The organism is Pseudomonas sp. GM33 (assembly GCF_000282295.1).
Taxonomy (GTDB): Bacteria; Pseudomonadota; Gammaproteobacteria; order Pseudomonadales; family Pseudomonadaceae; genus Aquipseudomonas; species Aquipseudomonas laurylsulfatiphila.
Window position 1 is genome coordinate 1 of the sequence record NZ_AKJO01000078.1, and the last position, 15,157, is coordinate 15,157.

Here is a 15,157-nt window from a genome sequence, read left to right on the forward strand (position 1 = left end):
GCGGTGTGTCAGTCAACATTGATGTTGAATGTGAAGGTGGTCATGCAGTGGTTTGTGCGGTGAACCACTGCATGACCGGCGCGCACGCCGGATGGGTGGCCGCCGAGGGTTGCAGGCACAACGAGTAAATCCCTCGGGTCTTCAACGGTTCACCAAACGGAATCACCAGTTCACCGCGCTGGATCGACTCGCCAGCCAGGGTCATGTCGGTCATCGCCACCCCCAGCCCCCGGGCGGCGGCATCGAGCGCCAGTTCGTCGAGGTTGAAGGGGATATGCCGATAGTCCTGCAACGCCTTGCCGCCATTGGCTGACAACCATACCTGCCAGTCATGTTGATCGGAGGAGCGGTGCAGCAATGCGAACTCCGACAGATCGTCCAGCGAAGCCAATGGCCGGGTCGGGGTGCCCAGCCCTGGCGCGCACACCGGCACCAGGGCTTCCTCGAACAGCGTCAGGCAATCGGGCGCCGTGGACGGTTCAGGCAGATAGAGAATGTAGGCGTCGCTGTCACTGGCAGGTTCCACCACTTCCGTGGCCACGGTTTCAATGGCCAGGGATACGTCCGGGTGATGCCGGTAGAAATCGTTCAGTTTGGGCAACAGCCAGCGCACTGCCAGTGACACGTGCATGCGAATGCGGAACGGGCGTTGTCTGGGCGCGAGCCGGTCTTCCAGCGACCTTAGTTGCTCAAGGATGGTGCGAGCGCTGGCCAGCACCTGGTCGCCTTCCGGGGTCAGTTGCAGGCTGCGGCTGCTGCGCACGAACAACGCGACACCGAAGTGGCTCTCCAGTTGCTGGATCTGTCGGCTCACGGCGCTTTGGGTCAGGCAGAGCTTTTGCGCCGCCTGGGTGAAACTGCCTGCCCCGGCGACCTCGACCAGAGCCTGCAAACCCTGCAGCGAGGGCACGTGGCGTACTTTATCCATGCGTTTTCAGAATGCCCCGATGATTTAATAACGTTGGTTGTCTGCGTTATCAGCCTTTAGATTCTAGTCATAGACACCGTTCACGAAAACCATTTATGCGAATCCTGCATGAAGCGCTGATCGAGACGGTTCACAGAACAAGAACCTGAGGTGACGCATGGAAAATATCTGTGGCTGGATTGCGCAAGCGGGGAGTTCTCCGTTGCGCGATCCGCTCAAAGGCACGCAGCACGCCGACTGGCTAGTGATCGGCGCCGGCATTACCGGCCTCAGCGCGGCCCACGCCCTGGCACACATGCACCCCCAGGCACGCATTGTGGTCGTTGACCGTCAGCGGGCTGCGCAGGGGGCATCGGCGCGTAACTCCGGGTTTGTGGTGGCCCACGAACATCCCGTCGCCAGCGAACTGTTGGGCAGCGCCAGGTTCGCCGGTTATCAAGCGGATACGGCGATCGGCCGCGCCGCCGCCGATGAAGTGCGCAAGCAGATCGCCCGGCTGGGCATCGAATGCGACTTCAGGGAGTCGGGCTATTTCTTTGCCGTCAGCGATCCACGCAAGCTGAGCGACGTCGAGGCCAAGTTGCAGACCTTGCGGGCCGTTGGCGCCAGCGCGCAGTTCCTGCAAGGCGAGCAACTGATCGAGAAACTCGGCACCCGCCACTACCGTGCCGGAATCTGGTGCGGCAATGGCAATGCGTTGCTGCAACCGGCCAAGTACGTGAAGGGCCTGCTCGATGCCTTGCCGCCGTCAGTGACGGTCCATGAGAACAGCGATATCGCAGGTCTTGAGCGCCTCGGCGACGGCCGGATCCGTGCCCGCGGCCAAGACGGCTGCGTTGAAGCCAGACAGGTGTTGGTCTGCCTGAACGCCTTCATTCCTCGTTCAGGGATCGACGACAGCGGCACCTTCGCGATGGAACTTAGCGCCAGCCTCACGCGACCCCTCAGCGATCAAGAGTTTCAAGCCCTGGGGGCGCCAGCGTCCTGGGGTGTGCTGTCGACCCGTCCGTTGGGCGCCACGGTGCGCCTGACGCCGGATCGCCGGGTGATGATCCGCAACACCGCGGAATACCGCTCCAGGGATTTGTCATTGAGCGAGCTGTCGGCCCGTCGCCAACACCACGTGCTGGGGTTGCAACGGCGTTTCCCGATGCTCGGCGAGCAGGACATCGAATACACCTGGACCGGTCATCTCAGCGCTTCGCGCTCCGGGCAACCGTACTTCGCGAAAGTCGAAGAGGGCGTGTTCGCCGTGGCCGGGTGCAACGGTTCCGGCGTGGCGCGGGGCACGTTGTGGGGCCGCCTGCTCGCGGAAATGGCCTCGGACGGTGATTCACCGCTGCTGCAATCGGTGATCTCGCGGGCACAACCCGGCTGGCTGCCGCCCAAGCCGCTGCTCGACATCGGTGCCATGCTGCGTATGCGCGTGGAAACGGTTCGGGCCAGAAGCGAAGTCTGAACAACACGAACTTCACAACAAGAACAACAGCACTTCCCATCGAAGGTGATTCAACATGCGCGTCAATACGCTTTCCCTTGTGGCCCTGATCTCGACCTTTTCCGCTGTCGCCTACGCCGACGAAACCGTCAATATTTCCAACTGGAACGGTTACATCGCCGACGACACCTTGCCCGACTTCACCAAGGCAACCGGAATCAAGGCGACCTACGACATCCACGACAGCAACGAAGTGCTGGAATCGAAACTGATGACCGGCAATACCGGTTATGACGTGGTCAGCCCGTCGAACCACTTCCTGTCGCGCCTGATCAAGGCCGGCGCGATCCAGAAACTCGACAGGAGCCAGTTGCCCAACTGGAAAAACCTCGACCCGGCATTGATGAAGAAGCTTGAGGTCAACGACCCGGGCAACCAGTACGGCTTCCCTTACATGTGGGGCACGGCGGGCATTGGCTACAACGTCGAGAAGATCAAGGCGATCTTCGGCAATACCGACGTCACCCATTCCTGGAAGCTGTTCTTCGACGAGAACAACATCAAGAAACTCAGCGAGTGCGGCGTGGCGATCATCGACAACCCTACGCAGATCCTGCCGATCACGCTCAACTACCTGGGGCTGCCGCCTCATAGCCATGAGCCGGCCGACTACAAGAAGGCCGAGCAGGCACTGCTGAAGATCCGGCCTTACGTCCAGTATTTCCATGCGTCCAAGTACATCAGCGACCTGGCCAACGGCAACGTCTGCGCGGTGATCGGTTTCAACGGCGACATCGTGCAGGCGGCCGCCAGCGCCAGGGAAGCCAAGAACGGGATCGACATTGCCTACTCAATCCCGGACGAAGGTTCCACCTTGTGGCTGGACATGGTGGTCATGCCCAAGAGCGCACCACACGAGAAGAACGGCTACGCCTACATGAACTACCTGCTGGAGCCGAAGGTGATTGCCAACATCAGCAACAGCATCCACTACGCCAACCCCAACAGTGCGGCGGATGCCTTCGTCGACCCGGCGGTGAAGCAGGACCTGGCGATCTACCCGCCGAAAACCGTGATGGACAAGCTGTTCACCGTCGAGGACTTGCCCGCGGCCATCGCACGCCTCAGCACGCGGTTGTGGACCAAGCTGAAAACCAATACCTGATCGCTACGTCATGCGCACATCTGTAGCTTGAGCAAAATCACTGTGGGAGCGAGCTTGCTCGCGATAGCGTCAGGCCAGACAACATTGATGTTGAATGGACCACCGCGATCGCGAGCAAGCTCGCTCCCACAGGTTGTTTCGGGGGATCGGTTCAGGCGTCGATGGCCGGGAAGTCGATGTCGGTCAGGGCTGCGTTGTTTAGATAGTTGGTTAGCGTCTGCGCCGCCACATGGGCGATCACTTCGATGATCTTGCCGTCGTCGATACCCGCGTTACGGGCTGCGGCGATCTGCTCGACGCTCAGGTGGCCACGGCTTTCGGTGACCTGGCGGGCGAGGGTGGCAATGGCGTTGAGCTCGCCGTGTCGTGCGCTGAGGATCTCTTGCCTGGACAGCCCGGCCTTGCCGGCAAACAGCGTGTGAGCCGCCAGGCAGTAGTCGCAGCCGTTGACTTGCGAAGTGGCGAGGAACACCGCTTCCTTTTCCGTGGCGCTCAGGGACGTCTTGCCCAGTGCGGCCGAGTTTTGCAGGTACGAGGCCAGCACGGCCGGTGCATGGGCCAGGACTTTGAAGACGTTGGGCAGAAAACCGATTTTCTTCTGCACGCCTTCCAGCAGAGGGCGGGTGGTGTCGGTGGCGTTTTCCAGGCTGATCGGGGCAATGCGGGTCATGGTGATACTCCGTAATGTGAGGCGCGGAATGCGCTGGGTACGGAGCTCATGTTAGGGAGAAGGTCTGGTGTATTGGATGCAAGTCGTCGAGGATATGCGACAGATCGTCCAGAACTGCCTTCGGGAGCCTTGTCATGGATCGCTTGTCCACGTTGCTCACCCATTTCGGCGTCAATGCCGGCACTTTCCATAGCGGAATGTTCTGCGGCACCGTCGCCTACGACGGCCAGCAGGCCAGCGGTCATTTACACCTGCTCCAGGCGGGGGAGTTGCTGCTCAAAATGGGCGACCAGCCGGACCTGCAACTGACCGAGCCGAGCCTGATCTTTTTCCCCCGGCCCTATCGGCATCGTCTGTTTGCATCTGAAGTATCCGGCACGCAACTGGTGTGCGCGACCCTGGAGTTCGACGGCGGTGCGGGCAATGCCTTGGCGGCGGCGCTGCCGGATTACCTGGTGCTCAAGCTCGATGAAATCCCGACCCTGGCCGGGACCCTGGAATGGCTGTTCAACGAGGCGTTCGACGGTACGTGCGGGCGTGAAGCGGTGATGGATCGCCTGTTCGAGCTGCTGGTGATTCTGTTGCTGCGGCACATCCTGAGCACCACGGGCCAGCAACCGGGCATGATGGCGGGCCTTGCCGATGCGCGCCTGGCGCGGCCCCTGAGCCTGATGCATCAAAGCCCGGCCAAGGCCTGGAGCGTGGCCGAACTCTCGGTCGCCGCCAACATGTCGCGGGCCAGTTTTGCCGAACATTTTCGCCGGGTGGTCGGGCAGACCCCGGTGGATTACCTGGTGAGCTGGCGCATCAGCCTGGCGCAGAAGCGACTGCGCGAGGGCCGGCCGATAGCGCTGATTGCCGAGGAAGTGGGTTATGAGAGCCCCTCGGCGCTGGCCCGGGCGTTCCGGCGCAAGACCGGGCTGAGCCCGCGGGAGTGGAAGGGTAGTTGATACACCCGAAAACCCTGTGGGAGCGAGCTTGCTCGCGATAACGGTGTGTCAGACACCTGATATGGCGACCGACACTCCGTCATCGCGAGCAAGCTCGCTCCCACAGATACAGTGGTGGCCTCAGCAGTGCATCAGAACTTGAACGCCTGCCGCCCCACCAACAGCCATTTACCGTCCTGCTTTTGCCAGATCTGGAAGTTTTCGATTTCGGTGGGCACCACTTCGGTGCCTTTGAGTGCTTGTGCCGAGAAATGGTGGCGGACCAGTGCGACATCACCGGAGACGGTGATGGTCTGGTTTTGCATCTCAAGGGTCTTGAACGCGCTTTTGCCGGTTTCGATGTCGGCGATGAAGGCCTGCTTGTCCTGGATCTTGCCGCTGGAATGCCCGTAGGTCAGGTTCTCGGCGGTCAAGGCGTTCAGTTCCGGGATGTCCTTGTGCAGCATGGCCTGGGTCAGGTGGTCGACGGCCTGGGCCACGTCCTTGTCCGCGGCGGCCGGGGTGGCGGCGACGTAGCCGGTGAACAGGCACAGAAAACCAATCAGCACTTTTGCTTTTTTCATGGGTGTTTCCTTGTTGTTGTAGGGATGACGCGATGAATGGATGAATATTCATCAGTCATCGTACAACCTAGCATGCACTGGAGGGAAAAAGCGAACTTGCCCGGCGACCTTGCCTCGAAGTTAAAAGGGCGATGTCCTGACTTCGAGGTATTGCAGCCATGCAGCCGAACCAACGTATACGGCACGACCTGACGTTGCTGATGGTGTTCCTGGTGATCGTCGTGGTGTCGGGTTTTTCTCCCCGCAGCCGGGTGGACTGGGCGCTGGAAAACCTGCTGGTGCTGTTGCTGGTGGGCACCCTGGTCGCGGTTTCTCGGCGGTTTCGTTTATCGGCGACGTCCATCACTCTGGTGTTTGCGTTTTTGTGCGTGCATGAACTGGGCGCCCATTACACCTATTCTCTGGTCCCCTACGAACACTGGTCGTCTGCGTGGTTCGGGTTCAGTGTCGAGCAGGCGTCGGGTGTTCACCGCAATCACTACGACCGGCTGGTGCATCTGAGCTACGGGCTGCTGCTGGCATATCCGGTGCGCGAAGTCCTGTGGCGGCTGACGCCGCTGCGCGGGTTCTGGCTGTTTTTCGTGACCCTGAACTTCATGCTGTCGACCTCCGCCGTGTACGAACTGGTGGAGTGGATCGGCGGTGCCTTCCTGGGCAATGACACGGCGAAGGCCTTCGTCGGTGCGCAAAACGATCCCTGGGATTCGCAAAAGGACATGGCCATCGCGGTCGCCGGTGCGTTTGCCAGCCTGTCGCTGGTGTCCCTGCGCGGCATGCTGCAAAAGCAACCGGTGACGACCGCATGTCGCAAAAAACACAATCTGTGGGGATAGGCTTCAATTACTGCGTGGCCCCGTCGATAACCTCTTCAAGCGTGCCATCCGCGCGGTGCAAGCCTGCCGTCCAACGTGCCAGAGAGGAACCACAGAGTGTCCATAAAACTGCGTTTAATGTTGCTGATCGGCACCGGATTACTGACTGCATTGATCATGAGCCTGGTCAGTTATCTGGGGAACGCCCGGATGGCCGAGGCCGTGGACGACAACAACGTCAGCATGGCCGCGCTGCGCAACCACCTCGAAGCCGACATGATGCACGACGCGTTGCGCGCCGACGTGCTGTCGGCCATGTTGGTGGGCTTGAACAAGAGCACCAGCAGCAAAGCCGAGGTGCGCAGTTCCATCGAAGAGCACGCCCAACGCTTTCGCGATGTGCTCGGGGAAAACCTCAAGCTGCCGGTCAACGACACCATCAAGGCCGCCCTTAACAAGATCAAGCCCAGCCTCGACACCTATATCAGCGCCGCCGAACGCATCGTCGGTCGGGCCCTGGAAAACCCGGAGGCTGCGCAACAGGAGCTGGGCACGTTCAACAACGTCTTCAGCCAACTGGAAGACCAGATGGAGGCCCTCAGCGAGTTGATCGAAAGCAACACGCAACAGACCAGCCAGGGCACAGCGCTTGCCATCAACAACGCCAACCTGACCCTGGGCGGTGTGCTGATCGCCAGCCTGTTGTTGCTGCTGACCCTGGGGCGTTCGGCGATCCTGAGCATCATGGGCCCGTTGCAAACCGCCAGCCGCATCGCCGAGAGCATCGCCCATGGCAACCTCAGCGAGCCGATTGTCGAGCCCATCCACAAGGACGAAGCCAGCGCCTTGATTCGTAGCCTGGCAACCATGCAGCGGGATTTGCGCGGCATGATCGAGGTCGTGCGCAGCAACGCCCACGGCGTCAGCGGCATGAGCGAACTGCTGAGCAACGGCTGCCATGAGGTGGCCGGCAGCAGCCAGCAGCAAAGCGCGGCGGCCAGCACCATGGCTGCGGCCGCCAGCGAAATGACCGCGAGCATCGAGGAAATCACCCGGCATGCCGAACGGGCACTGAACATGGCCAATCAGGCAGAAAACCTGGCCAAGGACGGCGGCCGGGTGATCCATCAGGTGGTCAGCGACATGGACGGCATCGCGCGTTCGGCGCAGCAGTCGGCGCAGGTGATCCGCACGCTGGACAAGGAGTCCGAGGGGATTTTCAACATCATCCAGGTGATCAAGGGTATTGCCGACCAGACCAACCTGCTGGCACTCAACGCCGCCATTGAAGCCGCCCGCGCCGGCGAGCAGGGGCGCGGTTTTGCCGTGGTGGCCGATGAGGTCCGCAGCCTGGCGGGGCGCACCAGCGCTTCCACCCAGGAGATCGCCAGCATGGTCGCACGCATCCAGCAAAGCACCCGCGAGGCGGTGATCAGCATGGAGGAGGGCGTGGCCCAGGTCGACAAAGGCATGGCGGTGACAGCCGATGTCGAGCGCGCCATCCGCGAGATCCTCGATGCCACGCTGCATACCACGCAATTGGTCAATGACATCAGCCGTACCATCGGCGAGCAGAGCCTGGCCAGCAACGAGATCGCCCATCAGGTGGAGATGATTGCCGGCATGTCCGAAGGCAACAGCAAGGTGATCGGGCAGACGGCTTCGACCACGGATGAACTGTCCAGTCTGGCAGGGCAGCTGTCGCAGTCGGTGGATCGGTTCAGGCTTTAAAAGATCGCAGCCTGCGGCAGCTCCTACAGGGATCGCGTACCTCTGTAGGAGCTGCCGCAGGCTGCGATCTTTTGACCTTAAAGATACTTATCCGTCACAGCCCCCTCCGAAGCACTGGACACGGTCTTCGCATACTTGGCCAGCACCCCGCGCGTGTATTTGGATGGCGGCCGCACCCAACGCGACTTGCGCTCGACCAGCACAGCATCGGACACATCAACGGTAATCTGCCGGGTTTGCGCATCGATGATGATCCTGTCGCCATTCTCGACCAGCGCAATCGGCCCGCCTTCAAAGGCTTCCGGCGTGATGTGACCGACCACGAAACCGTGGGAACCACCGGAAAAACGCCCGTCGGTGATCAGCGCCACCTCCTTGCCCAGCCCCTTGCCCATGACCGCTGACGTCGGCGACAGCATTTCGCGCATGCCCGGCCCGCCCTTGGGCCCTTCGTAGCGGATCACGATCACTTCGCCGGGCTGCACTTCGCCATTGAGAATGCCGGCCAGCGCACCTTCCTCGCCGTGATAGACCCGCGCCGTGCCTTCGAAGCGCAGGCCTTCCTTGCCGGTGATCTTGGCCACGGCGCCGGTGGGCGAGAGGTTGCCGCGCAGGATGACCAGGTGCGAGTCCTTCTTGATCGGCTGGTCGAAGGGCCGGATCACGTCCTGGCCGGCCGGGTAGTCGTGCACGCCGGCGAGGTTTTCCGCCAGGGTCTGGCCGGTGACGGTCAGCACATCGCCGTGCAGCATGCCGGCATCGAGCATGCGCTTCATCAACGGTTGAATGCCGCCGATGGCCACCAGCTCGCTCATCATGTACTTGCCGCTGGGGCGCAGGTCGGCGACCACCGGGGAGATCTTGCCCAGCTCGACGAAGTCATCCAGGGTCAGCTCGACATCCACCGCGTTGGCCATGGCCAGCAGATGCAGCACGGCATTGGTCGAGCCGGCGAGGGCGATCACCACGCGTATCGCATTCTCGAAGGCTTTGCGGGTCATGATGTCCCGGGGCTTGAGGTCGAGCTTGAGCAGCTCCATGACCTGCTGCCCGGCGCGGAAACTGTCCGAGGCCTTGTCGCCGCCAATGGCGTCCTGGGAGCTGGAACCGGGCAGGCTCATGCCCAGCGCCTCGATGGCCGAGGCCATGGTGTTGGCGGTGTACATGCCGCCACAGGAGCCGGGGCCGGGAATCGCCACTTCCTCGATCTGCTTGACCTGGATTTCGCTGATGTCGCCCCGCGCGTGCTGGCCCACGGCCTCGAACACGGAAATGATGTCGGTATGCCCGGCCCCCGGCTGGATGGTGCCGCCATAGACAAAGATCGACGGGCGATTGAGCCGCGCCATGCCGATCAGGCAGCCCGGCATGTTCTTGTCGCAGCCGCCGATGGTCACCAGACCGTCGAAACCCTCGCAACCGGTGACCACTTCGATGGAGTCGGCGATCACTTCGCGGGACACCAGCGAATACTTCATGCCTTCGGTGCCGTTGGCGATGCCGTCGGAAATGGTGATGGTGTTGAAGATCACGCCCTTGGCGCCGGCGGCATTCGCGCCTTTTTCGGCCTCGAGCGCCAGCTTGTCGATATGCATGTTGCAGGGCGTGACCATGGCCCAGGTCGAAGCGATGCCGATCTGCGGCTTGTCGAAGTCTGCATCGGTAAAACCCACGGCGCGCAGCATGGCCCGGGCGGGCGCGGCTTCGACGCCGTCGATTACTTGGGATGAATATTTGCGCAGATCGTCTTTATCGCTCATGACAACACCTCAAGCCTCGGCGGAAAAAGTCCAGTGAGTATAGTTCTCCTCCCGAAGAGCAAAAGATCGCAGCCTTCGGACGATCTTTTGATCTTGAAGGGCCAACCGGACCACGCAGTCGCGAACAGACGCGCGGGTTAGCCATGTCGTGATATTCTTCGCCCCAACTTGGTTTGACCTATTCTGTTTACCTGTCCTCGCGACGGGCGAACGAATCACTGTCGCTCAAGTAGCTGAAGCCAATAAAGATAAAAAGTCAGTTCAGAAGGGACAAAAAAACTGGGGTCGATGCAGTTCATCGGCCTTGTGTGCCCACCCTGCAATCCTTGAGTGCCGCATCCGTGACTGCCGTGAAACACGGGGGCTGTGCGCATGAGGATGGAAGGGCGGATGGCGTTTTATCATAGGTGCTACAGATGTTTAAGAAAGTGAACACAGCCCTGCTGGGGCTGGCCTTGTCGTTGGGGATGACGACAGCTCAGGCTGAAGAAGCCAAGAAGGTCGACGTACTGCTGATTGGCGGCGGCATCATGAGCGCGACCCTGGGTGTCTGGCTCAACGAACTGGAACCTGGCACTTCGATGGAAATGATCGAGCGCCTCGACGGCGTCGCCCAGGAAAGCTCCAACGGCTGGAACAACGCCGGTACCGGTCACTCCGCCCTGGCCGAGCTGAACTACACCCCGGAAGACGAGAACGGCAAGGTCTCGATCCCGAAGGCCGTTGAAATCAACGAAGCCTTCCAGATTTCCCGTCAGTTCTGGGCCTGGCAGGTTCAGCAAGGCGTGCTGAAGAACCCGCGTTCGTTCATCAACTCCACGCCGCACATGAGCTTCGTGTGGGGCGATGACAACATCAAGTTCCTGAAAAAACGCTACGACGCCCTGCAGGCGAGCCCGCTGTTCGCCGGCATGCAGTACTCCGAAGACCCGGCTGTGATCAAGCAGTGGGTACCGCTGATGATGGAAGGGCGTGACCCGAACCAGAAAATCGCGGCCACCTGGAGCCCGATCGGCACCGACGTGAACTTCGGCGAAATCACGCGTCAGTTCGTTGCACACCTGCAAACCACGCCGAAGTTCGACTTGAAGCTGTCCAGCGAAGTACAGGACATCACCAAGAACGCCGACGGCAGCTGGCGCGTCAGCTACAAAAACATGAAAGACGGCAGCAAGACCGAAACCGACGCCAAGTTCGTGTTCATCGGCGCCGGCGGCGGTGCCCTGCACCTGCTGCAGAAGTCCGGCATTCCTGAAGCCCAGGAATACGCAGGCTTCCCGGTAGGCGGCTCGTTCCTGGTGACCGAGAACCCGACCATCGCCGAACAACACCTGGCCAAGGCCTACGGCAAGGCTTCGGTGGGCGCACCGCCGATGTCGGTTCCGCACCTGGACACCCGCGTGCTGGACGGCAAGCGCGTGATCCTGTTTGGCCCGTTCGCGACCTTCAGCACCAAGTTCCTGAAAGAAGGTTCGTACCTGGACCTGCTGACCACCACGACCACCCACAACGTGTGGCCAATGACCAAGGTCGGCATCAAGGAATACCCGCTGGTCGAGTACCTTGCAGGCCAGCTGATGCTGTCGGATGAAGACCGCCTCAACGCCCTGAAGGAATACTTCCCGAACGCCAAGGCTGAAGACTGGCGCCTGTGGCAAGCCGGCCAGCGCGTGCAGATCATCAAGCGTGACGAAGCCGCCGGTGGCGTGCTGAAACTGGGCACCGAAATCGTCGCTTCGCAAGACGGCAGCATCGCCGGCCTGCTGGGCGCCTCCCCAGGCGCATCGACCGCCGCACCGATCATGCTGACCGTGCTGCAGAAAGTGTTCAAGGACAAGGTCGCGAGCCCTGAGTGGCAGGCAAAACTGCACCAGATCGTACCGAGCTACGGCACCCAGCTGAACAACAGCCCCGAGAAGGTTGCTGAAGAGTGGGCCTACACCGCCAAGGTGCTGGAACTGACTCCGCCACCAGCGGTGATCGCGCCGGCTGTGAAGCCAGTGACTGTCGATACGGATGCGAAGGCACCGAAGGCTAGTGCTGCGAGTGATATGGCTCTGTAACTAGACGCCGGATCAAAAAAAGCCCACTGAACCGGCGACGGTCAGTGGGTTTTTTCGGTCTGGAGACTCAGATATTTCCTGCAGTGAAGTGGGCTTGCCCCTCAGAAGTGCCATCGTTAATCTCCTTCGGTCGCTGCCAACCCAGCGACCGGGTGTGGTAGCCCGATTTTCATAGGAACCCAATCCAATGGAGTTCCAAATGCTCAACGAAAACGCTAACTCATCAGAAACCCCAAGTTCGTCCGATTCCGATACTGAGTTTGTGTCCCGTAAACCGGCCGGGGCCGAACGCCGTCCCAACCCCATCTTCACCATCGCCCCCAACGTCAACAACGAAACCCTCCTGGTTCACGCCTGTGAAACCCTGGCCTCGGCCAGTGTCATGGCCAGTGAGCTGGCGTTTATCCTCAGCGGCCCTAAATGCAATTTGGCGTTGGGGATTCAACAGATGATTGCCTTGGCGGAGTTGTCGGTGAACCGCGTGCTGGATCAAGTCGATCCGCAGTAGCAGGCGAGGGCAGTTATTGGCCTGAAGGGAAAAAGCCCACTGAACCGGCGACGGTCAGTGGGTTTTTTGTGGGCGATGACCAGAACATGCCGAAAAGCTGTTTACTTAAGCGTGTCTTCAGCCAGGGAGAAACCCGTGGCGAGGGAGCTTGCTCCCGCTTGAGTGCGTAGCACTCATAAAAAACGGCATTGTTGTCTCATTTTTTTGGGGCCGCTGCGCAGCCCAGCGGGAGCAAGCTCCCTCGCCACAAAAAGCAGGTGTGTCTGAGGCATCTGCTTAGGTGAACAGCACTCTCTCTATGCCGCATATATCGGCAATCCCTGTCATCAATTGCCAAGTATCTGACGCTCAATGTGAAGCAGACAGGTTGGTCGTGACGATACTGGTTTGTTTACCCACCTCGGTAAGGCGAAACCGTAAGTCTGATACCCCTTCGCCCTGGCGGGAACATGTAGGCGCAAGCCTGCTCCGGACGGCGTTCCGAACATGGACTCACGTGCGCTGCGTTTATCCAGTAAACACGCGTAATCGTTAACGACCATCGCGAGCAGGCTCGCTCCCACAGTAGTCAGTTGCATCTCGATAAAACAATCATAGAGAGCGCAGAATGAAGTTCAGTTTTATAGACAGCCGCCAGCCGAGTCGCCGGCGGGTTTTACGCGATGCTTTCACGTTGGCGTTGGCGGCTTCGCCGGTGGCAAATCTGGCCAGGGCTGCCGAGGAAAACACTGAAGAAGTGACCTTTGCCGCGGGCCCGCGACCGCTGGTGCAATACCCGCAAAAACGCCCGTTGACCCTGGTGACCACGCGCCCGCCGCACCTGGAGACGCCGTTCTCTGTCTTCAATGAAGGGGTCATCACGCCCAATGACGCGTTTTTCGTGCGTTACCACCTGGCCAATTTCCCGACCAGCATCGATCCGGACAGCTACCGCTTGACGATCAAGGGCTTGGTCGACACACCGCTGTCGCTTTCCCTTGCCGAACTCAAGGCGCTTGCCGAGCCGGTGGAGGTGGTGGCCGTCAATCAGTGTTCGGGCAACAGCCGTGGCTTCTCGATGCCGCGGGTGTTCGGGGCTCAGTTGGGCAATGGCTCGATGGGCAATGCGCGGTGGTTGGGTGTACCGCTCAAGGCGGTACTGGAAAAGGCGGGAGTGAAGGCCGGCGCCATGCAAGTGACCTTCCGTGGACTCGATAAGCCGGTGCTGCCGAGCACGCCGGAGTTCATCAAGGCGCTGGACATCAGCCATGCCATGGACGGCGAGCCGATGATCGCCTGGTCAATGAATGGCACCGACCTGCCATTTCTCAACGGTTATCCGATTCGTCTGGTGGTGCCGGGTTATTTCGGCACGTACTGGGTCAAGCACCTGAGTGAGATCGAAGTCGTCGACCATACCTACGACGGTTTTTTCATGGCCAAGGGGTACCGGGTTCCGGATAACGATTGCCTGTGCATTGCCCCCGGCACCACGGCGGCGAACACCCAACCGATTTCCAGGTTGCCGGTGCGCAGTTTCATCACCAGCGTCAAACACGGCGATGTATTGCCGCTGAACCAGAGCCTGGTGCTCAAGGGCATCGCGTTCGACGGCGGCGCCGGGGTCAACAAGGTCGAGGTGTCGATCGACGGCGGAGCCAACTGGCGCGAATCCACCCTCGGGCAGGACCTGGGCCGTTTCTCCTTTCGTGAGTGGACGCTGCCGATCACCTTTACCAACAAGGGCGCCACTCAGTTGATGGTGCGCGCCAGCAACAGGGCCGGCGAGACGCAGCCGCTGCAAGCGGACTGGAACCCCGGTGGCTACCGCCGCCACGTCGTCGAAACCCGCCACGTGACCGTCGCCTGAGGAGGGCTGCATGAAATTTTTGACCTCCCTGCTGTGTGCCGCCCAGGTTTGCCTGATGACCCTGGCTGACGCCGCGCCACTCTCGATCACCTTGCCGCCCGAAACGGCAGCGTTCAAGCCCAGTTCGCTGCCTGGTTACCCTTTGGCGCAGCAGAAGTGCTCCATCTGCCATTCGGCCGACTACATCAACTTCCAGCCACCCGGCATGAGCCTGGCGCAGTGGACCGCCGAAGCGGGCAAGATGCAGCACGTGTACGGTGCTCCGATCAGCGACCAGGACGTGAGTGTGATCGGCGCGTACCTGGCGGCGACCTACGGCAGTGCCAAGGCCACTGACGCCGATGTCCAGACGGCCTCGAACCCGCCGGTGGAGCAGCCGCCGACGGTGTCGGTGGCAAAAGTGGCTTCGGCCTTGCTCAAGGACAACGCCTGCCTGTCCTGTCACGCAATCGACCATAAGGTCGTTGGCCCGGCCTATCACGATGTGGCGGCCAAATATGCCAATGACCCCCAGGCACTGGCCCGGGTAATGTCCAGCATTCAGCATGGCGGCAGCGGGAAGTGGGGGGATGTGCCCATGCCGCCCTTCGCACAATTGGGCCCGGACGACCTGAAAAGCCTGGCGACGTTCATCATGAGCCAGTGAGTCTGATGCAAAAAAGCCCACTGAACCGGCGACGGTCAGTGGGCTTTTCTGTGAGTGCGATCTGTTCAATCCAT

At 60.8% G+C, this 15,157-nt stretch carries 13 protein-coding genes and 1 pseudogene; 10 read left to right on the forward strand and 4 right to left on the reverse strand.

The features are described 5' to 3' along the window. Positions 1 to 40: 40 nt before the first annotated feature. Entirely contained in the window at positions 41 to 928 is an 888-nt protein-coding gene (locus PMI26_RS16675) for a LysR substrate-binding domain-containing protein (RefSeq protein WP_007974142.1), read from the reverse strand. A 157-nt stretch (positions 929 to 1,085) separates the two neighbouring features. Here PMI26_RS16675 and PMI26_RS16670 point away from each other — a divergent pair, with 157 nt between their 5' ends. Together PMI26_RS16670 and PMI26_RS16665 are read left to right on the forward strand one after the other, a co-directional pair. Further along, complete coding sequence (locus PMI26_RS16670) at positions 1,086 to 2,387, forward strand: NAD(P)/FAD-dependent oxidoreductase (protein ID WP_007974144.1); 1,302 nt, start codon at positions 1,086 to 1,088, stop codon at positions 2,385 to 2,387. Positions 2,388 to 2,442: 55 nt separating this feature from the next. Then, the gene (locus PMI26_RS16665; RefSeq protein WP_007974146.1) at positions 2,443 to 3,531 is read left to right on the forward strand and encodes a polyamine ABC transporter substrate-binding protein; all 1,089 of its coding nucleotides are present in this window, start codon (positions 2,443 to 2,445) and stop codon (positions 3,529 to 3,531) included. A 151-nt stretch (positions 3,532 to 3,682) separates the two neighbouring features. Here the strand turns inward: PMI26_RS16665 and PMI26_RS16660 are convergent, their stop codons facing one another. Beyond that, the gene (locus PMI26_RS16660) at positions 3,683 to 4,201 is read right to left on the reverse strand and encodes a carboxymuconolactone decarboxylase family protein (RefSeq protein ID WP_007974148.1); all 519 of its coding nucleotides are present in this window, start codon (positions 4,199 to 4,201) and stop codon (positions 3,683 to 3,685) included. A 134-nt stretch (positions 4,202 to 4,335) separates the two neighbouring features. Here PMI26_RS16660 and PMI26_RS16655 point away from each other — a divergent pair, with 134 nt between their 5' ends. Then, complete coding sequence (locus PMI26_RS16655) at positions 4,336 to 5,151, forward strand: AraC family transcriptional regulator (RefSeq protein WP_007974150.1); 816 nt, start codon at positions 4,336 to 4,338, stop codon at positions 5,149 to 5,151. A 131-nt stretch (positions 5,152 to 5,282) separates the two neighbouring features. On the opposite strand, the gene PMI26_RS16650 is transcribed toward PMI26_RS16655, so the two are convergent. Beyond that, positions 5,283 to 5,714 (reverse strand): nuclear transport factor 2 family protein, encoded by a 432-nt coding sequence (locus PMI26_RS16650; protein ID WP_007974153.1) that lies wholly within the window; start codon positions 5,712 to 5,714, stop codon positions 5,283 to 5,285. A 158-nt stretch (positions 5,715 to 5,872) separates the two neighbouring features. On the opposite strand from PMI26_RS16650, the gene PMI26_RS16645 reads away from it, so the two are divergent. From PMI26_RS16645 to PMI26_RS32325, 3 genes and pseudogenes are all read left to right on the forward strand, one after another. Further along, complete coding sequence (locus tag PMI26_RS16645) at positions 5,873 to 6,547, forward strand: DUF2238 domain-containing protein (protein ID WP_007974154.1); 675 nt, start codon at positions 5,873 to 5,875, stop codon at positions 6,545 to 6,547. 96 nt (positions 6,548 to 6,643) lie between these two features. Continuing rightward, positions 6,644 to 7,150: pseudogene (locus PMI26_RS32320) on the forward strand (MCP four helix bundle domain-containing protein); the annotation flags it as partial. A gap of 453 nt (positions 7,151 to 7,603) precedes the next feature. After that, entirely contained in the window at positions 7,604 to 8,257 is a 654-nt protein-coding gene (locus tag PMI26_RS32325) for a methyl-accepting chemotaxis protein (protein WP_443200844.1), read from the forward strand. Between the two features lie 77 nt (positions 8,258 to 8,334). Here the strand turns inward: PMI26_RS32325 and ilvD are convergent, their stop codons facing one another. After that, positions 8,335 to 10,017, reverse strand: a complete 1,683-nt coding sequence (ilvD, locus tag PMI26_RS16635; RefSeq protein WP_007974159.1) for a dihydroxy-acid dehydratase — start codon at positions 10,015 to 10,017, stop codon at positions 8,335 to 8,337. A 416-nt stretch (positions 10,018 to 10,433) separates the two neighbouring features. Here ilvD and mqo point away from each other — a divergent pair, with 416 nt between their 5' ends. The 4 genes from mqo (at position 10,434) to sorB (ending at position 15,083) form a co-directional block, all read left to right on the forward strand. Further along, on the forward strand, positions 10,434 to 12,080 hold the full coding sequence (gene mqo, locus PMI26_RS16630; protein WP_007974161.1) for a malate dehydrogenase (quinone): 1,647 nt from the start codon (positions 10,434 to 10,436) through the stop codon (positions 12,078 to 12,080). Positions 12,081 to 12,279: 199 nt separating this feature from the next. Further along, complete coding sequence (locus PMI26_RS16625) at positions 12,280 to 12,588, forward strand: DUF6124 family protein (protein WP_007974162.1); 309 nt, start codon at positions 12,280 to 12,282, stop codon at positions 12,586 to 12,588. Between the two features lie 607 nt (positions 12,589 to 13,195). Beyond that, on the forward strand, positions 13,196 to 14,437 hold the full coding sequence (gene sorA / locus PMI26_RS16620; RefSeq protein WP_007974164.1) for a SorA family sulfite dehydrogenase catalytic subunit: 1,242 nt from the start codon (positions 13,196 to 13,198) through the stop codon (positions 14,435 to 14,437). 10 nt (positions 14,438 to 14,447) lie between these two features. After that, a complete protein-coding gene (sorB, locus tag PMI26_RS16615; RefSeq protein ID WP_007974166.1) occupies positions 14,448 to 15,083 on the forward strand; it encodes a SorB family sulfite dehydrogenase c-type cytochrome subunit in 636 nt (211 codons plus the stop codon). Positions 15,084 to 15,157 lie beyond the last annotated feature (74 nt).